Raw genomic sequence first — 21,319 nt, 5'->3', positions numbered from 1 at the left:
GGCTCTGATATGCAATGATTATTTGCTCATTGCCGCGACTTCTGCAGCGAAGTCAGCTTCAGCTTTCTCGATACCTTCACCCACTTCGAAACGGATGAATGCAGTCACGTCTGCTTTGTTTTCTTTCAGCAGGTCGCCGACAGATTTGCTTGGTTCCATAACGAACGGCTGACCGGTCAGAGAGATTTCGCCGGTGAATTTGTTCATACGGCCGATAACCATTTTCTCTGCGATTTCCTGAGGTTTACCGGACTGCATTGCGATATCCAGCTGGATTTGTTTCTCGTGAGCAACAACATCAGCAGGAACATCTTCAGGTTTGGTATATTCAGGTTTGCTTGCCGCAACGTGCATAGCAATGTGTTTAACCAGTTCTTCGTTTGCGCCGGTTGCAGCAACCAGAACACCAATACGTGCGCCGTGCATGTAAGAACCAACGATGTCGCCTTCTAAGATAGCAGCGCGACGGAAGCTGATGTTTTCACCGATTTTAGCAACCAGTGCAACACGCTGTTCTTCGAATTTCGCAACGATAGCTTCTGCATCAGCAGTTTTCTCAGCCATAACGAAATTCAGGATGTCCTGTGCGAATGCCAGGAAACCGGTATCTTTTGCAACGAAGTCTGTTTCACAGTTAACTTCGATCAGTGCGCCGAATTTAGCATCTGCGCTGACTGCAGATAAGATAACGCCTTCAGCAGCAACGCGGCCTGCTTTTTTCGCTGCTTTTGCCTGGCCGGATTTACGCATGTTATCGATAGCTAATTCGATATCACCGTTTGCTTCAACCAGTGCTTTTTTACATTCCATCATACCTGCGCCAGTACGTTCACGCAGTTCTTTTACCAGTGCAGCGGTAATTCCAGACATGTTATTTCCTCGATGAGCCCGCAGAAACTGTTTCTGCGGGGAGTTGTTCGTATATCAGATGCGTATAGGGAGCCATGACGGCTCCCTAACCATTTGCAGCAATACCTGGTTAATAAGAGCGCTCAGAGAGCGGACTCAGATTATTCAGCGGCTAATTCTTCAGCCTGAACAGCCAGATCCTGTGAACGGCCTTCGCGGACAGAAGTCGCGACTGCGCCCAGGTACAGCTTGATTGCACGGATTGCATCGTCGTTACCAGGGATGATGAAATCAACACCGTCCGGATCAGAGTTAGTATCAACGATAGCAAATACAGGGATACCCAGGTTGTTTGCTTCTTTGATTGCAATGTGCTCGTGCTCAGCATCGATAACAAACAGAGCGTCAGGTAAACCGCCCATGTCTTTGATACCGCCCAGGCTATTTTCTAACTTACCAAGTTCACGGGTACGCATCAGCGCTTCTTTCTTGGTCAGTTTGTCAAAAGTACCGTCCTGAGACTGTGCTTCCAAATCTTTCAGGCGTTTGATTGACTGACGAACTGTTTTCCAGTTAGTCAGCATACCGCCTAACCAGCGGTGGTTCACGAAGAACTGGTCACAGCTGATTGCAGCTTCCTGTACCGCTTCGCTTGCAGCACGCTTGGTACCTACGAACAGGATTTTACCTTTGCGTGAAGCGATTTTGTTCAGTTCAGCTAATGCATCGTTGAACATCGGAACAGTTTTTTCCAGGTTGATGATATGCACTTTGTTACGGGCACCAAAGATGAATGGTTTCATTTTCGGGTTCCAGTAACGAGTCTGGTGACCGAAGTGAACGCCCGCCTGGAGCATATCGCGCATGGAAACAGTAGCCATTTTAAACCTCTGTAAATAATAAGTTGGGGTTATGCCTCCACGAATCCCATGCTTCCGACTCCCTGTCAGCGTTAAGCTTCGGAGCACCCCGGCGCACGTGCCGATTCGTGTGTGTTATAACAGTTGAGTTAATTTAAGTTTCCGGCAACCGGGCAAAATACACGGAATGCCGGCGCGCTTTATACCATAAAAGCAGCAGCGATACCACATTTTCTTCAGTTTTCATGCCGGCGGTTATCCGTTGCCCGCCGGGTTTCCGCGCAATGATTGGCATCCTTTTCTCCGGCTGATAACATACTGCGTCTCAGTACCAGTTTCCTAAGTAAAGTAACGGGCATTCCCGGTTCGGATATTAATAATTATGGCAATCACAATCAAAACAGAAGACGACATCGCGAAGATGCGTGTCGCCGGTCGTCTTGCGGCCGAAGTGCTCGAAATTATCGCCCCGCATGTTGTGCCGGGTGTCAGTACCGGTGAACTCGACCGCATCTGCCACGAGCATATTACGGTAAAGCAGCAGGCCATTTCCGCCTGTCTCGGCTACCACGGCTTCCCGAAATCTGTCTGTATCTCCGTCAATGATGTGGTCTGCCACGGCATTCCGTGCGAAGATAAAATCTTAAAAAACGGCGATATTGTGAACATCGATGTTACCGTTATCAAAGACGGGTTCCACGGCGACACCTCTGCCATGTTTATCGCCGGAAAACCGACGATTCAGGGCGAGCGTCTGTGCCGCGTGACACAGGAAAGCCTCTATCTGGCACTGCGTATGGTCAAACCGGGCATCCGCCTGCGGACTATCGGTGCAGCTATCCAGAAATTTGCGGAAGGCCATGATTACTCTGTCGTGCGCGATTACTGCGGCCACGGTATCGGCGAAGGTTTCCATGAGGAGCCGCAGGTGCTGCATTATGACGGCGATGACGGCGGTGTGGTGCTGAAAAAAGGCATGGCATTTACCATCGAACCGATGCTGAATACCGGCGATTACCGTATCCGTACCATGAAAGACGGCTGGACTGTCAAAACCAAAGATCGCGGCTTATCCGCGCAATATGAACACACGCTGGTTGTCACCGATGACGGCTGTGAAATCATGACCCTGCGTAAAGACGAGGAAGGTGCGCTTTCCCGTATTCTCGTTGCGCAGTAACCGCCCTGTATTCATGTCCGGCGCACATGCCGGACATGATACCTCCCCGCCGTCAGGACGCTGAGGAATAACCGGAATGACAACTTCCCCCCGGAAATCTGCCTGTATCATTATTGGTATTGTCACACTGATCCTGCTTGTCATGCTGGTACCGTTTTATTTCCTGACCAAGTCGTTCGGCTGGTGGCAGAAAGAGTTTGTCGCGCGCGGGTATGCTGTCGGTGTGCAGATCCACCAGAATGTTTACGAACTGAATCTGTTTGATCTGGCCTTTACCAAACCGGTATTTGATCACCAGTCAGTGTATGTCCCGGCAAGCAGTCTCGGCTCCTATTTCACGCTGGTTGCGTTGTCACAACAATCGTTTCCGACGCGGAAAAACATCCTGCTGCCGACAGAAAATCCCTATTTCAACGGCCGGATCAGCATCACTGCCCTGAATATTGATACCACCGCGCTGGCAACCGAGAGCAGACAATACCTGAATGCCGGGGAAAGCTACCGTATCACCCGGCTGACCGCCCCACCGGATCGCGCTCTGTTCAGTTTCAGTACCGATGATAACGCACCGGAAATCCTGCAATCCTCCCCGTATCTGAAAGATATCGTCAATCAGGGTATGTGCCGTACTGACGGACAGAGCAACGGCTGCGGGATCGCTGAAGATACCTATATTAACCTCAGTGATGTCCTGCATAACTACTTCCGCAGCTGCCTGATTTACCGCGTGGATGATGAAAACAAACGCATTATTCTGCAGTTTATCCCGATGTCCGGCCCGGTGCTGATATAACCCCGGCGGACCGGCAAAAAACTGGTTATTTCCCCGCTGACGCAGTAACCTTGCAGCAGAACGCCTCTGCCACAAGGATCCCGTATGGACAATGCCCGGAATACCGCATCAGCCCTGAAACCCGCCTCGCCGTTATCCTTTACTGATGATGATTTGCAACTGCCTGTGCTGCGGGAACATCTGGAGCATTACCGCCGCTGGCAGGCGGAGGCTTTCCGCGAAGGCCAGCCTGTTCATACCCTGCTGCTGACCCGCAGTGATTATATCGATCAGCTGCTGATCCGCCTGTGGCAGTTTTTCAGTTTTGATGAGGTGGCGGATTTCGCCCTGGTGGCCGTCGGCGGTTACGGTCGCCGGGAACTGCATCCGTTGTCGGATATCGATATTCTGCTTCTGAGCAAAGCCCCGCTGCCGGAAGCACTCACGCCGAAAATCGGTGAGTTTATTGCCGTGCTGTGGGATCTGAAACTGACGGTCGGCCACAGTGTCCGCACCCTCGATGAGTGTCTCCGCGAAGGGCTCGGCGACCTGACTGTCGCCACCAACCTGATTGAATCGCGGCTTATCTGCGGCACCCTGCCGCTGTTCCTGCAGTTACAGCGGCAGATATTTAATGACAGCTTCTGGCCGTCACCACGCTTTTTTGCCGCCAAACTGGCAGAGCAGAAAGAGCGCCACGCCCGCTATCACAGCACCAGTTATAACCTGGAGCCGGATATCAAAAGCAGTCCGGGCGGGCTGCGTGATATCCACACCCTGCTCTGGGTGGCCCGCCGTCATTTCGGCGCGACATCGCTGTATGAAATGGCCGGTTCCGGATTTCTGACCGATGCCGAACGGGAAGAGCTGAATGAATGTCTGGATATGCTCTGGCGCATCCGCTTTGCCCTGCATCTGTCCCTCAGCCGCTACGATAACCGCCTGCTGTTTGACCGCCAGCTCAGTGTGGCGGAGCAGCTCGGGTATGACGGCGAGCACAACCAGCCGGTCGAGCGGATGATGAAAGCCTATTACCGCGTCACCCGCCGCGTGTCCGAACTCAATGAGATGCTGCTGCAATTGTTCGACGAAGCTATTCTGCACGCCGGGCACCACGATACCCCAAAACCACTTGATAAGGATTTTCAGCTGTACGGCCACCGTATCGGGCTTATCCGTGATTCGCTGTTCAGTGAGGATCCCGCGGCCATTATGCGGATGTTTTACCGCATGGCCTGCGATGACACCATCACCGGTATTCATTCCGGTACGCTCCGTCAGTTGCGCCATGCCCGGCGGCACCTCAGCCGTCCGCTGATGGAGTATCCGGAGGCCAGAGAGCTGTTTATCGCGATCCTGCGCCATCCGCGCGGTGTGAGTGCTGCGTTTGTTCCGATGCACCGTCACGGCGTGCTGGGTGCCTATATGCCGCTGTGGGGCAATATTGTCGGGCAGATGCAGTTCGATCTGTTCCATGCCTATACCGTGGATGAACACACACTGCGGGTGCTGGGAAAAATCGATACTTTCAGGCTGGAATCCGAGCGGGTGAATCATCCGGTGTGTGTGGATGTCTGGCCGAAACTGCCGCAGCCGGAACTGCTGCGCCTCGCGGCTCTGTTCCACGATATCGCCAAGGGCAGACAGGGTGATCATGCCGTTCTTGGTGCGGCAGATGCACGGGAGTTCTGTGAATATCACGGCCTGAATGAAGCAGACACAGACCTGGTCAGCTGGCTGGTGGAAAAACACCTGCTGATGTCGGTGACCGCACAGCGCCGGGATATTCAGGATCCGGAAGTGATCCGTACCTTTGCCGGTGAGGTACAGAGCACAGAGCGGCTCCGTTACCTTATCTGCCTGACTGTTGCCGATATATGGGCGACCAATGCTTCACTCTGGAACGGCTGGCGGCGCAGTCTGCTGCGCGAGCTGTTTATCAGCACCGAGAACCAGTTATTACGCGGAGTGCATAACAAACCGAATCTGCGCCAGCGGATCCGCCACCACCGCGATCGCGCGCTGGCTCTGCTGCGTCAGGACGGTGCCGATGAGCAGAAACTGAACCGGTTCTGGTCGCGCTGTCATGCGGATTATTTCCTGCGCCATACCCCGGAGCAGCTTGCCTGGCACGCCGGGGCACTGCTGAAAAATGATATGGCATCACCGCTGATCCTGATCAGTAACCAGCGCAGCCACGGCGGCAGTGAAATTTTTATCTGGTGCAACGACCGCCCTTCTCTGTTTGCCTCGGTGGTCAGCGAGTTGGATCGCCGTAATCTCAGTGTTCAGAATGCCCAGATTTTTACCAACCGCGACAATATGGCAATGGATTCCTTTGTGGTACTGGAGCCGGACGGCAAGCCTCTCGCCGCCGATCGCCATGACACCATCCGCAAAGCACTGGCCTGCGCAGTCACCACAGACTATGTACCGAACCACCGCACCCGGACCGCGCCCGCCAAACTGCGCCATTTTGATGTGCCGACACGGGTGAAGTTTATTCACAATAAACGCGGCCTGCGCAGCTACATGGAATTATATGCGCTGGATAAACCCGGGCTGCTGGCACAAGTTGGTCAGATTTTTGCCGGACTCGGCCTTCAGCTGCACGGCGCGCGCATCACCACAACCGGCGAAAAAGTCGAGGATATTTTTATTCTGACGGATAAGGATAATAAAGCGCTGGATAAAAATATTCAGGAAGAACTGACTGAACGGTTGACAAAAGCCCTCAATTCAAAGGATAAAACAGAGTAAATTCATCAAAGCACCAGATAAAAGGAAACAAACACCGATGCAGCAATTACAGGCCATTATTGAATCCGCCTTTGAAGATCGCGCCGCTGTGACACCGGCAACTGCCACCCCTGCACTGCGTGACGCAGTTAATCAGGTGATTGAGTTACTGGACAGCGGAAAACTGCGGGTCGCTGAAAAAATCGGCGGCACCTGGGTGACACATCAGTGGCTGAAAAAAGCAGTGCTGCTCTCTTTCCGTATCAGTGACAATCAGGTGATGGACGGGGCTGAATCCCGTTACTTTGATAAAGTCCCGATGAAATTCGCGGATTACGACCAGGCGCGTTTTGAGCGCGAAGGGTTCCGGGTGGTACCGCCTGCGGCAGCCCGCCGCGGAGCGTTTATCGCCCGCAATACTGTGCTGATGCCGTCTTACGTCAATATCGGTGCCTATGTGGATGAAGGCACGATGGTCGATACCTGGGCGACGGTCGGCTCCTGTGCGCAGATCGGGAAAAACGTGCATCTCTCCGGCGGTGTCGGTATCGGCGGGGTATTAGAGCCGTTACAGGCCAATCCGACCATTATCGAGGACAACTGCTTTATCGGCGCGCGTTCCGAAGTGGTGGAAGGGGTGATTGTGGAAACCGGCTCCGTGATTTCCATGGGCGTGTATATCGGCCAGAGCACCAAAATTTATGATCGCGAAACCGGCGAAATCCATTACGGTCGTGTCCCGGCGGGCTCTGTGGTTGTCTCCGGTAATCTGCCGTCAAAAGATGGCCGTTACAGCCTCTATTGTGCGGTGATTGTCAAAAAAGTGGATGAAAAAACGCGCGGTAAGGTCGGAATTAATGAATTGTTACGCACCATAGACTAATCTCAGAAATAGCGGATAATAACTCCGCTATTTTTTTATCCGTGCATCTTATCTTCCGCCTTTTGCGGCGGGAACAGGACAGAATAACAATCAATTAGGTGGCGCACATGTACGACAATTTAAAAAGTCTGGGAATTACGCATCCTGAAGATATTGATCGCTATACTCTTCGTCAGGAAGCGAACAATGACATTCTGAAAATCTATTTCCGCAAGGATAAAGGCGAGTTTTTTGCCAAGAGCGTGAAGTTCAAATACCCGCGTCAGCGCAAGACCATTCAGGATGCACAGGGTTTCAAAGAGATTAACGAGATCAACAGCAACCTGCGTTATGTCATTGAAGAACTGGATACTATTTGCCAGCAGACCGAAAGCGCAATGCCGGAAATCGATCTGAAGCGTAAGATCCTCGACGATCTCCGCCATCTGGAGCATGTGGTGTCCAATAAGATCGCCGAAATTGAAAGCGATCTGGAAAAACTGACCCGCAAGTAACCGGATGAAACACTGCCGCAGTGCTGCAAAGCCGCTGCGGCGTTGTTTTCCGTGATCAGCTGACCAGTGCCGCCCAGGCAGTCAGCCACGGCTGTGCGAACTCTTCCGGTGCGGCAACTTCCGCGCCGTCAATCACCAGCATCTCGCCGATACGCTGCGCATGCTGCTCCTGCAGTAATTCATTGAACTGACGGCCGCCGCCGGCAAAATTATCATAACTGCTGTCACCCAGCGCGATAATGCCGTAGCGCAGCGACGGCTGATAACCGATGTCATCCCGCAGACCGGCAAACAGTTCGCGGATATTATCCGGCAGATCGCCCTGCCCGGTAGTGGAGGTGATCACCAGTGCCACATCCGTGAGATAATCTTTCCACTGTGACAGTTCCGGTTCATCAAATAACACCACTTCATGACCGGCCTGCTCCAGAATGGTCTGCGCCTCTTCACCCACAGCCAGCGAGTTGCCGTAAACTGTGCCGATAAAAATACCGATACGTGCCATTATCCGTCCTTTTTCATCAGTAAAATCAAATTATTAATAAATCAGGGTAATGTCCAGCCAAGCTGTTCCGCCACCCTCTGCCAGGTTTCATCGAAACCGGCATGCAGTACCAGCGGCTCCCCGCTGACCGGGTGTGTCAGTGCCAGTTCAGATGCATGCAGCATCAGCCGGCGGCTGCCGAAGTGTTCGGTGAATCCCCGGTTCTGACGCAGATCACCGTGCGCGGTATCACCTATAATCGGATGCCGCAGATGCTGCATATGGCGGCGCAGCTGGTGTTTGCGTCCGGTTTCCGGTTTCAGTTCCGTCAGGGTAAAACGGGATGTGGGATAGCGCCCGATAGCCACCGGACACTCCACTTTCGCCAGCGGGCGGTAGTGTGTCACTGCTGGTTGTGCCGGTTTTTCCGCCGCAAATTTATCGGCGATTTTATCCAGCTCTTCCACCAGCGGGTAATCCAGTGTCGCCGTTTCTTCTATCCAGCCGCGCACCACCGCATGGTAGGTTTTCTGCATTTCATGCCGCTCAAGCTGCTGCGACAGCAGCCGGGCCACCTCAGACGACAACCCCATCAGCAGCACGCCGGAGGTCGGCCGGTCCAGGCGGTGAACAGGAAAAACATGCTGACCTATCTGGTCACGCAGTGTCTGCATCACAAATACCGTTTCATGACGGTCGAGCCAGCTGCGGTGTACCAGCCATCCGGCGGGTTTATTCACCGCGACGATATGTTCATCCTGATAACAGATTTCCAGTAATGGTTTTTCCGGTAATGGCGTGTCCTGCAATGATTGTGTCACGCGAAAAGCCCGTCCAGTGCCCGTAAATGGTCAAGCAGCACCAGATAGCGTGCAGCCTGTTCGTCCCCTCTGTAGTGCTCTTCAAAATACGGGGCTATCTGAAAAGCGGACGGCAGTGCTGCGCCCTGTTCAATCATGGCATACAGACGCGGGATAAGGATCCACTGTAACCACTCGTGGGCATTCATGGTATCCACCGCAAACGGCAGTCCGCTTTCAAATGCTTCTGCTGCCGGAGGCTGCCCCTGCCACAGATCGACGGCGCGCATCTCATTCTCGATGTCCGTCAGAATCGCAATAATCTGCTGATGTTTTGTCATAACTGAAACCTGTTTACGCTGTAAAATTCATTTTCCGCAGCCAATGCCGCTGATATCTGTAGCGTAACATTGAGGTCAGATAAGTAAAAATCAATTCCTGTCCGGAAGACATAAAAAGGCATAACGGGGAGTTGCGGGGGGATTAAAAACGAGGGGAAAAATCCCCCTCGTTTTTAATAAAATAACATCCTGTCTCTGCTGAAAATACATCCGTGTATTTCCGTCCACTTCCTTATGGGCACAGACAGCATGCCGCAGCACGGCGTGACAAACAATAATACCGGCGGGAAACCACAGTGACACAGAAACACTAACTATCTGAATTTAATGATTATTTTAAGTAAATCATCATTTTACGGCAGACCGTATTACAGTCATCACCGGTAAAATCCCACACCGCTGTCAGTGATATTTATGCCGGGCATACTGCTGTCAGTTGTGACAGAAATGATGCCGTATCCGCCGCCAGCACCCGGCGCTTTGTGGTGCCGAACGTTTCGAGGATCACTTCTCCGCTCAGGTTACAGACGGAAATCATGTCAAATTCCGATTCCAGTGTGGCGATAAACTGTGTCGGCGGCAGTTTCAGACGGCGCTGCGTGACCAGATGACCAATCAGGTTTTCCTGCAGGCGGATAAAATCATCCTCACTCCAGACCTGTACCAGACTGAGCTGAATGTCCTCGAAAACAGCCTGCATATCCCCCGCAAACTGCTGCGTGTAAAATTCACTGATATCCGGGTGCAGCTGAATATCCAGCGCTTTTTCAACCGGCTGCAAATGCTTGTCTGCAGTGAATTCCGCCGGTTCCCAGTACACACACTCATCACCGGTGCGGATAATACACGGGGAAGGAATACCATAAAGATCGTGACTGATCGGCGGTAAACCTGTTTTTTCCTGCCATAAACCGACATAATGCCGGGTAAACTGATGTAACGCCTGAGAAACTGTGCGGGTCATATCGCAAAACCTGTTAAACATAAAAGTATCATGCCGCTATAGTAACGTATGACAGACTGTATTGGCGACAGGCGGTACTATTTTTCACCTGAGGTAAAAGGGTTATTTATGTCTCTGTATGAAGGAAAGGCGGAACTGGCGTCACTGACGCTCGGTAAAAAAACCGGTTATGAGCAGCATTACAATCCCGCTCTGTTACAGGGTGTGCCGCGCAGCCTCAACCGGGATGCACTGCATCTGCATGCGGATAATCTGCCTTTTCGCGGTGCGGATCTGTGGACACTCTATGAACTCTCCTGGCTACAGCCGAACGGCGTGCCCTGCATTGCGCTCGGCTATGTTTCCCTCGATGCCGCCGGGCTGAATCTGATCGAATCCAAGAGCTTCAAGCTCTATCTCAACAGCTTTAACCAGACGGTATTTGCCTCTGCGGATGATGTCCGCCGCACACTGGAGCAGGATTTAAGCGCCTGTGCACAGGGAACGGTAACAGTGGAACTGCTGCGCCCGGATCAGTTCACGGAACAAAAAATCATTGATTTTACCGGCGAGTGTATCGATTATCAGGATATTACAATTACTGATTATCAGTTCAGCAGTGATTATCTTATTGATGCCGTCAATGAAAATGACGATGTCGTTGAAGAAACGTTAGTCAGCCACCTGCTAAAATCAAACTGCCTGATTACACAGCAGCCTGACTGGGGCTCCGTCGCCATACAGTATCGCGGCCCCAAAATTGATCGTGAAAAACTGCTGCGGTATCTGGTGTCATTCCGCAACCATAACGAGTTTCATGAGCAGTGCGTTGAGCGGATTTTTACCGATCTGAACACACACTGCCGCCCGGTTGCCCTGACTGTCTATGCCCGTTATACACGGCGCGGCGGGCTGGATATCAATCCGTGGCGCACCAATACGGACTTTACACCGTCTGCGGACCGTCTCGCCCGTCAGTAAGGCAGACAGCGCGCAACCTGTACGACTACAATTTATCCACGGGATAACAAGGAGTTTTACTTGATCACACATATCAGCCCGTTAGGCTCTATGGATCTGCTTTCCCAGCTTGAAGTTGATGTTCTGAAACGGACAGCAAGCAGTCACCTGTACCGTCTGTACCGCAACTGTTCGCTGGCGGTGCTGAATTCCGGCAGCCAGATGGATAACAGTCATGAATTACTGTCCCGTTTCCCGGATTTTGATATTAACGTGCTGCGCCGTGAGCGCGGGGTAAAACTCGAACTGGTGAACCCGCCGCAGAATGCGTTTGTTGACGGTAAAATTATCCGTTCACTCCAGGCGAACCTGTTTGCCGTGCTGCGCGATATCCTGTTCGTACAGACCCAGATCACCGATGCCGAGCGCTGCCGCGGTCTGAATCTGGATAACAGCGCGCATATCACCAACCTGATTTTCTTTATTCTGCGTAACGCCCGTGCCCTGCATATTGATGAAGATCCGAATATGATCGTCTGCTGGGGCGGTCACTCCATCAATGAAACCGAATACCTGTACGGGCGTAAAGTCGGCAACGAGCTGGGGCTGCGCGAGCTGAATATCTGTACCGGCTGCGGACCGGGTGCCATGGAAGCGCCGATGAAAGGCGCGGCTGTCGGTCATGCCCAGCAGGGGTACAAAAACAGCCGGTTTATCGGTCTGACCGAGCCGTCCATTATTGCCGCTGAGCCGCCTAACCCGCTGGTGAACGAACTTATCATCATGCCGGATATCGAAAAACGGCTGGAGAGCTTTGTCCGCCTGGCACACGGGATCATCATCTTCCCGGGCGGGGTCGGCACAGCTGAAGAGCTGCTCTATCTGCTGGGGATCCTGATGCATCCGGAAAACAAAGATCAGGTACTGCCGCTGGTACTGACCGGGCCGAAAGAGAGCGCCGACTATTTCCGTGTGCTCAATGATTTCGTCATCAACACTCTGGGCGAAGAAGCCACCCGCCATTATCAGATCATTATTGATGATCCGGTGGAAGTTGCCCGTGTGATGAAACGCGCCATGCCGGAAGTGAAAGATAACCGCCGCAGCACCGGTGATGCTTACAGCTTCAACTGGTCGATTAAAATTGCCGGTGATTTGCAGCATCCGTTTGAACCGACACATGAAAATATGACCGCACTGAACCTGTACCGCAATCAGGAGCCGGAAAAACTGGCGGCGGATCTGCGCCGTGCATTCTCCGGTATTGTCGCCGGTAACGTAAAAGAAAACGGTATGCAGGCTATCGCACAGCACGGGCCGTTCAAAATCCACGGCGAAGAAGCCATTATGCAGCGGATGGATGTCATGCTGCGCGGATTTGTGGAACAGCACCGGATGAAATTACCGGGCGGCACGGCTTACGAGCCATGCTACGAAATCATCCGCTGATACTTTTTATCTGAACTGTTTCCCCGCCGCCGGCGGGGAAATTATATATAGCGACTATGATCCATTTACTGATTATCGATGCAATGAATCTGATCCGCCGGATCTACGCCGTGCAGAGCCAGTCCGGCCTGCTGGTCTGTGAGCAGGCGCTGATGCAGATCCTGAATCATGCACAACCGACACACGCGGTCACGGTCTTTGATGAAGACGACCGCAGTCACAGCTGGCGTCATCAGCTGCTGCCGGGTTACAAAGCCGGGCGCAGTGAGATGCCGGAGGTTGTCCGGCAGGAACTGCCGCTGCTGCGGGAGATGTTTGCCCGTCACGGCATCCTGGCATGGCATTCCGAAGGCGATGAAGCGGATGATCTCGCCGCCACACTGGCGCACAAAGTCGGTCAGGCGGGACACAGGGTGACGATAGTATCCACCGACAAAGGCTACTGCCAGCTGCTCTCCCCGCAGATCCAGATCCGCGACTATTTTCAGAAACGCTGGCTCGATATGCCGTTTATTGCCGCCGAATTTGGTGTTACCGCACAGCAATTACCGGACTTCTGGGGCTTAAGCGGTATCAGCAGCAGTAAAATTCCCGGTATCACCGGTATCGGCCCGAAAACAGCGGCCACACTGCTCAGCACCTTTGCTGACCTGGATTCACTCTACAGCCACATTGACCAGGTACCGGAAAAATGGCGTCAGAAACTCATCGACGGAAAAACCATGGCTTACAGTTGCCGTGACGTCGCCACCCTGAAGCGGGATCTGCATTTACAGGGAAATCTCAGCCAGCTGCGCTTACCGGCGGGAAACAGCAGCTCTTAAACCAGACAAACGGAGTGCCTGTGTTTACTCAGTTTCGTTAGGAATAATCCGGTCAAATTTAGCTTAAGTTGAAATCGTTAGGTAAACCGGCAGCCATCCTCTACACTCGGTTTTATTAATATATTAACCAGCTAGCGGATGGCTTATGTTTACGAAAGCACGCATTATTTCAGGGATTTTTGCAGTTATTGGTTTGCTGATGCTGATGGGCGGCAGTTACTTTTACCTTTCCGGTTATTCACAGGAAAAAAGCGGGATAGTGGTCACCGGACAAATTATCGATCTGTCTGTTCACCGCTCGGATGACGGTGCTTCTTATTGCCCTGTAGTGAAATACACTGACGGGCAGGAAGAGTATGTCATGGAGTCCTCTTATTGCAGCAGCGGTTACCGCAATGCACTGGGTGACGACATTGATGTTATTTACCAGCCGGGCAGCCCGGATAACGCGGTTATCCACGCTTTCGGCGGTCTGTACGGCGGAGCCGTGATTCTTCTCGGAATGGGGGCAGTATTTGCACTGGTCGGTACGCTGCCGCTGATTATCATGTATCTGCGGAGTAAATCCGGTCAGCGCCTGCTGCGGGAAGGGATGCCGGTCAAAGCCCGGTTCAGTGAAGTGATCCTGAATACCACGATCAATATCAACGGCCGCAGCCCGTTTCAGATTGTAGCACAGATGCATGACACTGCGGCAAACACGGTGAAACTGTATTACAGCCACAATATTGCGTTTGACCCGTCACCGTTTATTAATCAGGAGTTTGTCACCGTTTATGTGGACAAGAAAAATCCTGATAAATACTACATGGATATCTCTTTCCTGCCGAAAGTGAAGTGATACAAAAAAGAATCCCGGCAATAATTGCCGGGATTATTCATCAGAACACCCGATCCGGGTTATATGCACCCCACACCCGCTGGACATGCACCGTAATTTCCTCACGGTCATGGTACAGATGTTTCGCGTGGATCAGCGCATTCACGCCCTGCTCTTTCATTTCAGAAGCCATTTTTTCGAGGATATGGGATACCTCTTCATAGCGCTTTTTCATCGGCAGTTTGAGGTTGAAAATCGTCTCGCGGCACCAGCCGTTAACCATCCAGGTGGTCATCAGCGCAGCCACTTTTGCCGGTTTTTCCACCATATCGCAGACCAGCCAGGTAATATTTTTGGATGTCGGCACGAACTTAAAGCCGTCCTCACGGAGATGGCGCACCTGACCGGTTTCCATCAGGCTTTCAGCCATCGGGCCGTTATCCACGGCCTGAACACGCATACTGTGTTTCACCAGCTGATACGTCCAGCCGCCCGGGCATGCACCCAGATCCACCGCCTGTAATCCGCCTTCCAGACGCTCTTCCCATTCGTCGTACGGAATAAACATATGGAATGCTTCTTCCAGCTTGAGGGTGGAGCGGCTCGGTGCATCTGACGGGAATTTCAGACGCGGGATGCCCATGTAGAACATCGAGTTATTATTTGAATACGAATAACCAACATAGCAGCAGCCCGGCGCGATAAAGAAAACGTGAATGACCGGACGGCCCCGGTTCTCTTTTGCCAGCAGCAGTTTTTCCTGACGCAGTGCCGCACGCAGCGGCACCGTGAATTTACGGCAGAACTTCATCAGCTCTTTGGCTTCGTTGGTGTCAGGCACTTCGACGCGCAGATCACCCGCACGCTCCACCACACCGGTCAGCATCCCCATGATCGGCGAAATCCGGTCATTTTCGGGTAAGTTTTTCAGCAGTTCGCCGACAACTATCATCTGACGGGCAAAAATCAGTTCTTTAAACGGGATCTCTTTTGCAATGCGATCGGCATCATCCGGCTGATAGCATTCAAAAATGACATAACCGCTGTTCTCTTTCACCCGCGGGAAACCAAAAATCTCAAGACGTCCGGCTTTATCCGTGATCTCAGCGGCACACTCTTTTTCAAAACCCGGACGGCAATATAATGCTATTTTATTCATGGCCGGAAGCCACTTTCCTTAGACGCAACGCGCCAATCAATACACAAAACCAGCCTAACAGGAAACTTACCCCGCCAACCGGCGTAAAATAGGCAAAATATTTCATCTGTAACAGCGCCATACAATACAGGCTGCCGGAAAACAACAGAATGCCGATCCCGAAAAACAGTCCGCTCCAGTAAAACCACAATACCACTTTGCGCATCAGCACAGCGGCGAGCCCCATCAGGGCGAGTGTATGTGAGATCTGGTACTGGAGACCCAGATTAATCCAGTCCATCTGGTGCTTTGCCAGAACCGGAGTTAAAAGGTGCGATCCGATTGCGCCGAATGCAACATAAAAAAAGCCGCTGAAACCGGCAAAAATTAACATCAACCGACTATTCATTTGCCATACCTTATGTGAAGTTCAGGTTAATCCTGCTCACTTGTCATCCAACCTAGTTTTTCCTGTTCACTCGCCGCCTGCGCCATAATCCACTGACGGAATGCTGCGATTTTACCGGAATCAGCCTGACTGTCCTGACACACCAGATAAAACGCATTCTTACTGACCAGAATATCTTTAAACGGGCACACCAGGCGACCGGCATCCAGTTCATTTTTTGCCATAACATTATTGACCAGTGCCACGCCCTGCCCGTGCACTGCGGCCTGAATCACCATCGCACTGTGGCTGAAAATCGGCCCGTGCTGCACATTAACCTGCTGCTGTAAATCCGCCTGGCGGATATACGCCTGCCAGTCACGGCGGGATGAATCATGCAGAAGTGTATGATACGACAAATCGGTCAGCGTTTTGAGCGGCCGTTCACCGGTCATCAGTGACGGCGCGCACACCGGGATCAGATATTCCGCATACAGCCGGTCTGTACGCAGACCCGGCCAGTTGCCCCTGCCGTAAAAAATCGCCACATCCACATCATCGGCCAGTTTATCTTCTTCGCGGTCAACCGCCTGGATCCGCACATCAATGCCCGGATAGGCCTGATGAAAGCCGGACAGACGCGGCACCAGCCACTGGATCGCAAAACTCGGTGACAAACTGACCGTCAGCGCCCCTTTGGCACTGCGCGCCTGGAGTTTGCGCGTAGCATCGTTTATCGCTGAGAAGATTTCCTTAATATCGAGATAATAACTCTGCCCCTCTTCCGTCAGCAACAACGAACGGTTCCGGCGGCGGAATAATTTCAGCCCGAGGAAATCTTCCAGGCTTTTCATCTGATGGCTCACTGCAGCCTGGGTCACAAAAAGCTCTTCCGCCGCCTTAGTAAAACTTAAATGACGGGCGGCAGCATCGAAGACACGCAGTGCATTGAGCGGAGGCAATCGTTTGGACATTTTCTGGTTTTTCTGTCAGATCCGGATACCGGTAACGTAAGTTTAGTCGGGATTAGTTTTTGTAATCCGAAGCATTATAAATTGTCCCTTGATGATACACCAGCAAATACCTATAGTATGCCCACTTCCTGAGCCGGAACGAAAAGTTGAACGGTAGCGATACTGCAAAACTTTTGGCTATGTGGTTGTGATGTTGTGTTTGCAAGTTGTCCGGGAGTTCCGGACATAGTAGCTTAAGCTACTGTTTTTTTCACTTCCTGTACATTTACCCTGTCTGTCCATAGTGATTTTTTGAATGCACCGCCGATTGCGGTGCTTTTTTTTTGCCTTCCGTCCGCAGATACGTTTTCCCCGTCTGGAAAGCCGTCACGATGTTGATTATAGTAAACCGTCGCTGACGGTGCTACCTCCGCGATCCGGCCGGTCACCACCTGGCTCCCGCCTCTGATGTACCGGATACCGCACTTTTTGCATAAGCTCTGTTTATCTCAGACTGCCGTTGATAACACTGATGAAAACCTTTTCTCCCGATACATTCCGCCGCGCCTTTCCCGGGACTGCCTGCGACACTGTTTTTCTCGACAGCGCCGCCACTGCCCTTAAACCGGAGGTGATGACACAGGCCACCGCCCGCTATTATCAGAATGACAGCGGCGCGACCGTTCACCGCAGCCATCACCGGCAGGCCAGAGCCGTCACTGAACAGTTTGAGCAGGCGCGTGACGCTGTGCGGCAGCTGATTCAGGCTGAAGATGCCCGCAGCTGTATCTGGACAAAAGGTACCACCGAATCCCTGAACCTGGTCGCTCAGGGCTTTTTCCGCCCGCGTCTGCAGCCGGGGGATGAAATCATTGTCAGTGAGATGGAACACCACTCCAACCTGATCCCGTGGATCATGCTGGCACAGCAGACCGGGGCAACTCTGGTGAAATGGCCGCTGACGGCGGACAAAACACTGTGCTGCGATCAGCTGGAAACCCTGCTGTCACCGCACACCCGGCTGGTGGCAGTTACACAGATGTCCAATGTCACCGGCTGTCAGCCGGATATTGCCCGCGCAGCGCAGCTGGCACATCAGCACGGCGCACTGATTGTCGCTGACGGTGCTCAGGGCGTGGTTCACCGCCCGCTGAATGTCACCCTCAGTGACGTTGATTTCTATGCGTTTTCCGCCCACAAACTCTATGGCCCGAACGGACTGGGTGTGCTGTACGGCCGTCAGGAACTGCTCAGTGATATGCAGCCGTGGCAGGGCGGCGGCAAAATGCTGACGGATACCGACTTTTTCAGCTTTACCCCGGCACCGGTTCCCGCCCGTTTTGAAGCAGGAACACCGAATGTGGCCGGTGTTACTGCGTTCGGGGAAACCCTGCGCTGGCTGGATACAATCGATCTCACTGCCGCCCACGATTACACCATTGCACTGTGTGACAGTGCGGAGCAGCAACTCGCGGAACTGCCCGGTTTCCGCAGTTACCGCAGCCCCGGCAGCCCGCTGCTGGCCTTTAATATCGATGGTATTCATCACAGCGATATTGCCACGCTGCTGGCGGAAAAAAATATCGCCCTGCGCCACGGGCAGCACTGTGCGCAGCCGCTGTGTCAGGCACTGGGCACGGAAGGCTGTCTGCGGGTCTCCTTTATGCCGTATAATCAGCCGGATGATGTCCGTCAGCTGGTGCAGGCGGTACAGTTTGCCCTTGAAATCCTGACTGACGACTGAGAGAAAAAAATGACACACACATTTCCGGCACACCCGTTCGGCCACACTATCCGCCGTGAGCAGCTCACGGAAACCTTTTCCGCCTGCCGCTCATGGGAGGAAAAATACCGTCAGCTGGTGATGCTGGCGCGTCAGTTACCGGCACTGCCGCCGGAAAGCAAAGGTGAAAAGACCGAAATTAAAGGTTGTGAAAACCGCGTCTGGCTGGATGGCACTCTAAGCAACGATGGTACGCTGCATTTTTGGGGGGACAGTGACGGGCGGATTGTTAAAGGCCTGCTGGCGGTACTGCTGACCGAAGCGGAAGGTCTGACACCAGCTGCACTGTTATCTGCGGATTTATCCGCAGCGTATGAACAATACGGACTGAGCGCGCAGCTCAGCCAGTCCAGACAAAACGGCATTCAGGCACTGATTGATGCCGCCCGCGCCATAGCGCAGCGGTTCAGCGCCTGAGAGGCTTACTCAGCCGCAGCACGCTCCGCTTTTGCCATCAGTTTTTTCAGTGCATGAGAGACCGCCACAAACCCGAAGGATGCCGTGACCACGGTGGCGGCACCAAACCCGGCAGCACAGTCCATCCGCATACTCCCTTCCGCACTGTTCTTCATACCACAGGCCGCGCTGCCGTCCGCCTGCGGGTAACGCAGCGGCTCTGTCGAGAACACACAATCAATCCCGAGCCGTCCTTTGCCGTTTTTGCGCACACCGTAGTCTGATTTCAGGCGCTCACGCAGTTTCGCCGCCAGCGGATCCTGTAAGGTTTTCGCCAGATCCGCGACCTGAATCTGAGTCGGGTCGATCTGCCCGCCGGCGCCGCCGGTGGTGACCAGCGGAATTTTGTTACGGCGGCAGTAGGCCAGCAGCGCCGCTTTCGGGCGGACGCTGTCGATAGCATCAATCACATAATCAAACCCCGGGCTCATCATGTCCGCAACATTATCCGGCGTGACAAAATCATCCGTACAATGCACCTGACATTCCGGGTTGATGGCCAGGATCCGCTCCCGCATCACCTCAATTTTCGGCTGCCCGACCGTACCCTGCATGGCGTGGATCTGCCGGTTGGTATTAGTCACGCACACATCATCCATATCAATCAGTGTAATGGCACCGATTCCGGTACGTGCCAGCGCTTCCGCCGCCCACGAGCCGACACCGCCGATGCCGATAACACAGAAATGAGAGCGGGCAAACAAACGGAGCGCCTGCTGACCATAAAGACGACCAATACCGGCAAAACGCTGCAGATAAGCATCAGATAAAAGGGTTTGCATAATACAGAAACCTGCGGTGAAAATGACAGAAACGACTAAGAAATAATGCGGGTGCATACTTCATCGCGAAGTATACACCTCAAGAATGAAAGACTACAGCGCCGGGTTCAGGATCGGCGGGATCCCTTTTTTCAGTACCCAGACGCGACCGTAGTGATTGTAGAAACCGGCCATCAGCCCGGCATCGTGGCCGATACCGTGGTAAATATCGAAGTGATGCCCCTTGATAGCCCCGCCGACATCCAGCGCGATCATCAGACGCATATCGTAACGGCCGGTAAAATTACCCTGGTTATCCAGCACCGGAACTTCCGCCAGCAGCGTGGTACCCGGCGGGATCAGGGTTTTATCCGAGGCCACAGAGGCTTTGGCAATCAGCGGTACCGCGCTCGCCCCTTTTACCGGTGCAAACTGCTTCGGTGTGAAAAAGACAAAAGAGGCGTTTTGCTCCAGTAATTCCTGCACTTCCTGCGGAGAGTGATTATCGGCCCACTTGCGGATCGCCAGCATCGACATATCTTTCTTTTCCACCTCGCCGCGCTCGATCAGAACACGACCGATACTGGTATAACCGTGTCCGTTCTTCCCGGCATAAGCGAAAAAGTTCAGCTCAGAACCATCATCGAAATCAATATAAGCACTGCCCTGAACATCCATCAGGAAGTTATCCATCAGTGAATTGCTGTAGGCGAGGACATAGTTATCACTCAGCGCGCCGCTGTAAATCTGAGCACGGCTTGGCAGGCGGCTGCCTTTTTTCGGCGGCATGCGGTAGATAGGATACTGAAACTCCCCCTGACGGGTATGACGGGCCTGAACAACCGGGGTGTAATAGCCGGTAAACTGCACGTTTCCGTAGTTATCTTTGCCTTCCATCTGATAGCTGTGCAGGTTGAACTGCCGCAGCTGCGCGGTATCCGCACCGGAACGCAGCCAGTTTTCAACCGCACGGAAGTTCTCGCTGTACTGATTGTACAGGCGCGGTGAGGTTGTCCGGATGGCTTCCACCTGTTTCAGAAAGTCCGGGCCATTGACCGGCACGCCGGGACTGTTGACGCTCGCCACTTCCTGTAAATTCTGTGTCAGATGCCCGTCTTTATACTGCTGACCTTTATCTGTCGGGCGAGATTCACAACCAACCAATAAAGAAAATAATACGCCGCACAACAAATACCTGCCGGTTTTGCTCATACCCATCCGCCAACCAATAATTTGAATTAATACAATATGTATGCGAACGATATCAAATCGCTTTTATTATGCAACCGGTTTCATTTTTTCTTCTGAACAATCATCCGGCTAAATGAATAAAAAATACGCAACCGGCCGGATAATTAACCAAATCAGGGGGCGGGATAGCTTTTTATCAAGAAAAAACTTGCATCAGCTCTCATCCTGAGTATAGTGGGCGCCTCACAGAC

22 protein-coding genes are annotated in these 21,319 nt (G+C 52.8%); 11 read left to right on the top strand and 11 right to left on the bottom strand.

Annotation, left to right across the window (positions count from 1 at the left end; all coding sequences use genetic code 11):
• Positions 1-18 precede the first annotated feature (18 nt).
• Both tsf and rpsB read right to left on the bottom strand, forming a co-directional pair.
• Positions 19-870 (bottom strand): translation elongation factor Ts, encoded by an 852-nt coding sequence (tsf, locus tag AB7038_RS13295; RefSeq protein ID WP_025153754.1) that lies wholly within the window; start codon positions 868-870, stop codon positions 19-21.
• A gap of 140 nt (positions 871-1,010) precedes the next feature.
• Complete coding sequence (gene rpsB / locus AB7038_RS13290; protein ID WP_004242214.1) at positions 1,011-1,730, bottom strand: 30S ribosomal protein S2; 720 nt, start codon at positions 1,728-1,730, stop codon at positions 1,011-1,013.
• Between the two features lie 361 nt (positions 1,731-2,091).
• Between rpsB and map the strand changes: the two genes are divergently transcribed.
• The 5 genes from map (at position 2,092) to AB7038_RS13265 (ending at position 7,777) form a co-directional block, all read left to right on the top strand.
• Positions 2,092-2,889 (top strand): type I methionyl aminopeptidase, encoded by a 798-nt coding sequence (map, locus tag AB7038_RS13285; protein WP_369453468.1) that lies wholly within the window; start codon positions 2,092-2,094, stop codon positions 2,887-2,889.
• A gap of 76 nt (positions 2,890-2,965) precedes the next feature.
• Positions 2,966-3,682 carry a hypothetical protein gene (locus AB7038_RS13280; RefSeq protein WP_369453467.1) on the top strand — a complete coding sequence of 239 codons (717 nt, stop codon included), beginning with the start codon at positions 2,966-2,968 and terminating at the stop codon, positions 3,680-3,682.
• An 84-nt stretch (positions 3,683-3,766) separates the two neighbouring features.
• On the top strand, positions 3,767-6,421 hold the full coding sequence (gene glnD / locus AB7038_RS13275) for a bifunctional uridylyltransferase/uridylyl-removing protein GlnD (RefSeq protein ID WP_369453466.1): 2,655 nt from the start codon (positions 3,767-3,769) through the stop codon (positions 6,419-6,421).
• Between the two features lie 37 nt (positions 6,422-6,458).
• A complete protein-coding gene (gene dapD / locus AB7038_RS13270) occupies positions 6,459-7,283 on the top strand; it encodes a 2,3,4,5-tetrahydropyridine-2,6-dicarboxylate N-succinyltransferase (protein ID WP_004242209.1) in 825 nt (274 codons plus the stop codon).
• A 107-nt stretch (positions 7,284-7,390) separates the two neighbouring features.
• Complete coding sequence (locus AB7038_RS13265; protein ID WP_004237217.1) at positions 7,391-7,777, top strand: DUF3461 family protein; 387 nt, start codon at positions 7,391-7,393, stop codon at positions 7,775-7,777.
• Between the two features lie 55 nt (positions 7,778-7,832).
• Here AB7038_RS13265 and AB7038_RS13260 read toward each other — a convergent pair whose 3' ends face one another.
• From AB7038_RS13260 to syd, 4 genes are all read right to left on the bottom strand, one after another.
• Positions 7,833-8,282: a flavodoxin gene (locus AB7038_RS13260; RefSeq protein WP_072872099.1), complete on the bottom strand. Its 450-nt coding sequence runs from the start codon at positions 8,280-8,282 to the stop codon at positions 7,833-7,835.
• A 41-nt stretch (positions 8,283-8,323) separates the two neighbouring features.
• Positions 8,324-9,082 carry a tRNA pseudouridine(65) synthase TruC gene (gene truC, locus AB7038_RS13255; RefSeq protein ID WP_318669490.1) on the bottom strand — a complete coding sequence of 253 codons (759 nt, stop codon included), beginning with the start codon at positions 9,080-9,082 and terminating at the stop codon, positions 8,324-8,326.
• Positions 9,079-9,402 (bottom strand): YqcC family protein, encoded by a 324-nt coding sequence (locus AB7038_RS13250; RefSeq protein ID WP_368889737.1) that lies wholly within the window; start codon positions 9,400-9,402, stop codon positions 9,079-9,081. Before AB7038_RS13250 ends, truC begins: the two co-directional genes overlap by 4 nt.
• Before the next feature lie 412 nt (positions 9,403-9,814).
• Positions 9,815-10,366 carry a SecY-interacting protein gene (syd, locus tag AB7038_RS13245; protein WP_141178737.1) on the bottom strand — a complete coding sequence of 184 codons (552 nt, stop codon included), beginning with the start codon at positions 10,364-10,366 and terminating at the stop codon, positions 9,815-9,817.
• A gap of 108 nt (positions 10,367-10,474) precedes the next feature.
• Between syd and queF the strand changes: the two genes are divergently transcribed.
• The 4 genes from queF (at position 10,475) to AB7038_RS13225 (ending at position 14,419) form a co-directional block, all read left to right on the top strand.
• Positions 10,475-11,326, top strand: coding sequence for an NADPH-dependent 7-cyano-7-deazaguanine reductase QueF (gene queF, locus AB7038_RS13240; RefSeq protein ID WP_072872095.1), 852 nt, complete (start codon positions 10,475-10,477; stop codon positions 11,324-11,326).
• Positions 11,327-11,386: 60 nt separating this feature from the next.
• Positions 11,387-12,754 carry a nucleotide 5'-monophosphate nucleosidase PpnN gene (gene ppnN / locus AB7038_RS13235; RefSeq protein WP_072872094.1) on the top strand — a complete coding sequence of 456 codons (1,368 nt, stop codon included), beginning with the start codon at positions 11,387-11,389 and terminating at the stop codon, positions 12,752-12,754.
• 56 nt (positions 12,755-12,810) lie between these two features.
• Positions 12,811-13,578, top strand: a complete 768-nt coding sequence (gene xni, locus AB7038_RS13230) for a flap endonuclease Xni (protein WP_369453465.1) — start codon at positions 12,811-12,813, stop codon at positions 13,576-13,578.
• Positions 13,579-13,723: 145 nt separating this feature from the next.
• A complete protein-coding gene (locus tag AB7038_RS13225; RefSeq protein ID WP_369453464.1) occupies positions 13,724-14,419 on the top strand; it encodes a DUF3592 domain-containing protein in 696 nt (231 codons plus the stop codon).
• A 40-nt stretch (positions 14,420-14,459) separates the two neighbouring features.
• Here AB7038_RS13225 and rlmM read toward each other — a convergent pair whose 3' ends face one another.
• From rlmM to AB7038_RS13210, 3 genes are read right to left on the bottom strand one after another with little or no spacing between them, the layout of a single operon-like run.
• The gene (gene rlmM / locus AB7038_RS13220) at positions 14,460-15,557 is read right to left on the bottom strand and encodes a 23S rRNA (cytidine(2498)-2'-O)-methyltransferase RlmM (protein ID WP_369453463.1); all 1,098 of its coding nucleotides are present in this window, start codon (positions 15,555-15,557) and stop codon (positions 14,460-14,462) included.
• The gene (locus AB7038_RS13215) at positions 15,550-15,945 is read right to left on the bottom strand and encodes a DUF423 domain-containing protein (protein ID WP_015422457.1); all 396 of its coding nucleotides are present in this window, start codon (positions 15,943-15,945) and stop codon (positions 15,550-15,552) included. The genes rlmM and AB7038_RS13215 overlap by 8 nt, the downstream gene beginning before the upstream one ends.
• A gap of 26 nt (positions 15,946-15,971) precedes the next feature.
• Positions 15,972-16,898 carry a transcriptional regulator GcvA gene (locus AB7038_RS13210; RefSeq protein ID WP_004242201.1) on the bottom strand — a complete coding sequence of 309 codons (927 nt, stop codon included), beginning with the start codon at positions 16,896-16,898 and terminating at the stop codon, positions 15,972-15,974.
• 511 nt (positions 16,899-17,409) lie between these two features.
• On the opposite strand from AB7038_RS13210, the gene csdA reads away from it, so the two are divergent.
• Positions 17,410-18,621 carry a cysteine desulfurase CsdA gene (gene csdA, locus AB7038_RS13205; protein ID WP_369453462.1) on the top strand — a complete coding sequence of 404 codons (1,212 nt, stop codon included), beginning with the start codon at positions 17,410-17,412 and terminating at the stop codon, positions 18,619-18,621.
• Between the two features lie 9 nt (positions 18,622-18,630).
• Positions 18,631-19,077 carry a cysteine desulfurase sulfur acceptor subunit CsdE gene (gene csdE / locus AB7038_RS13200; RefSeq protein ID WP_072872089.1) on the top strand — a complete coding sequence of 149 codons (447 nt, stop codon included), beginning with the start codon at positions 18,631-18,633 and terminating at the stop codon, positions 19,075-19,077.
• Between the two features lie 5 nt (positions 19,078-19,082).
• Here csdE and tcdA read toward each other — a convergent pair whose 3' ends face one another.
• On the bottom strand, positions 19,083-19,898 hold the full coding sequence (tcdA, locus tag AB7038_RS13195; RefSeq protein ID WP_369453461.1) for a tRNA cyclic N6-threonylcarbamoyladenosine(37) synthase TcdA: 816 nt from the start codon (positions 19,896-19,898) through the stop codon (positions 19,083-19,085).
• Positions 19,899-19,991: 93 nt separating this feature from the next.
• Positions 19,992-21,089: a murein transglycosylase A gene (gene mltA, locus AB7038_RS13190; protein WP_369453460.1), complete on the bottom strand. Its 1,098-nt coding sequence runs from the start codon at positions 21,087-21,089 to the stop codon at positions 19,992-19,994.
• Between the last annotated feature and the right edge of the window lie 230 nt (positions 21,090-21,319).

This window comes from Morganella morganii (assembly GCF_041099235.1).
GTDB classification, from domain to species: domain Bacteria; phylum Pseudomonadota; class Gammaproteobacteria; order Enterobacterales; family Enterobacteriaceae; genus Morganella; species Morganella morganii_E.
The sequence above is the reverse complement of the archived record's forward strand: the minus strand, read 5'-3'. Positions and strand labels throughout refer to the sequence as shown.

Bases quoted from the DNA above. Each gene is read 5' to 3' on its own strand.
- tsf (WP_025153754.1), bottom strand. From the start codon at position 870: ATGTCTGGAATTACCGCTGCACTGGTAAAAGAACTGCGTGAACGTACT.
- rpsB (WP_004242214.1), bottom strand. From the start codon at position 1,730: ATGGCTACTGTTTCCATGCGCGATATGCTCCAGGCGGGCGTTCACTTC.
- map (WP_369453468.1), top strand. From the start codon at position 2,092: ATGGCAATCACAATCAAAACAGAAGACGACATCGCGAAGATGCGTGTC.
- AB7038_RS13280 (WP_369453467.1), top strand. From the start codon at position 2,966: ATGACAACTTCCCCCCGGAAATCTGCCTGTATCATTATTGGTATTGTC.
- glnD (WP_369453466.1), top strand. From the start codon at position 3,767: ATGGACAATGCCCGGAATACCGCATCAGCCCTGAAACCCGCCTCGCCG.
- dapD (WP_004242209.1), top strand. From the start codon at position 6,459: ATGCAGCAATTACAGGCCATTATTGAATCCGCCTTTGAAGATCGCGCC.
- AB7038_RS13265 (WP_004237217.1), top strand. From the start codon at position 7,391: ATGTACGACAATTTAAAAAGTCTGGGAATTACGCATCCTGAAGATATT.
- AB7038_RS13260 (WP_072872099.1), bottom strand. From the start codon at position 8,282: ATGGCACGTATCGGTATTTTTATCGGCACAGTTTACGGCAACTCGCTG.
- AB7038_RS13250 (WP_368889737.1), bottom strand. From the start codon at position 9,402: ATGACAAAACATCAGCAGATTATTGCGATTCTGACGGACATCGAGAAT.
- syd (WP_141178737.1), bottom strand. From the start codon at position 10,366: ATGACCCGCACAGTTTCTCAGGCGTTACATCAGTTTACCCGGCATTAT.
- queF (WP_072872095.1), top strand. From the start codon at position 10,475: ATGTCTCTGTATGAAGGAAAGGCGGAACTGGCGTCACTGACGCTCGGT.
- xni (WP_369453465.1), top strand. From the start codon at position 12,811: ATGATCCATTTACTGATTATCGATGCAATGAATCTGATCCGCCGGATC.
- AB7038_RS13225 (WP_369453464.1), top strand. From the start codon at position 13,724: ATGTTTACGAAAGCACGCATTATTTCAGGGATTTTTGCAGTTATTGGT.
- rlmM (WP_369453463.1), bottom strand. From the start codon at position 15,557: ATGAATAAAATAGCATTATATTGCCGTCCGGGTTTTGAAAAAGAGTGT.
- AB7038_RS13215 (WP_015422457.1), bottom strand. From the start codon at position 15,945: ATGAATAGTCGGTTGATGTTAATTTTTGCCGGTTTCAGCGGCTTTTTT.
- AB7038_RS13210 (WP_004242201.1), bottom strand. From the start codon at position 16,898: ATGTCCAAACGATTGCCTCCGCTCAATGCACTGCGTGTCTTCGATGCT.
- csdA (WP_369453462.1), top strand. From the start codon at position 17,410: ATGAAAACCTTTTCTCCCGATACATTCCGCCGCGCCTTTCCCGGGACT.
- csdE (WP_072872089.1), top strand. From the start codon at position 18,631: ATGACACACACATTTCCGGCACACCCGTTCGGCCACACTATCCGCCGT.
- tcdA (WP_369453461.1), bottom strand. From the start codon at position 19,898: ATGCAAACCCTTTTATCTGATGCTTATCTGCAGCGTTTTGCCGGTATT.
- mltA (WP_369453460.1), bottom strand. From the start codon at position 21,089: ATGAGCAAAACCGGCAGGTATTTGTTGTGCGGCGTATTATTTTCTTTA.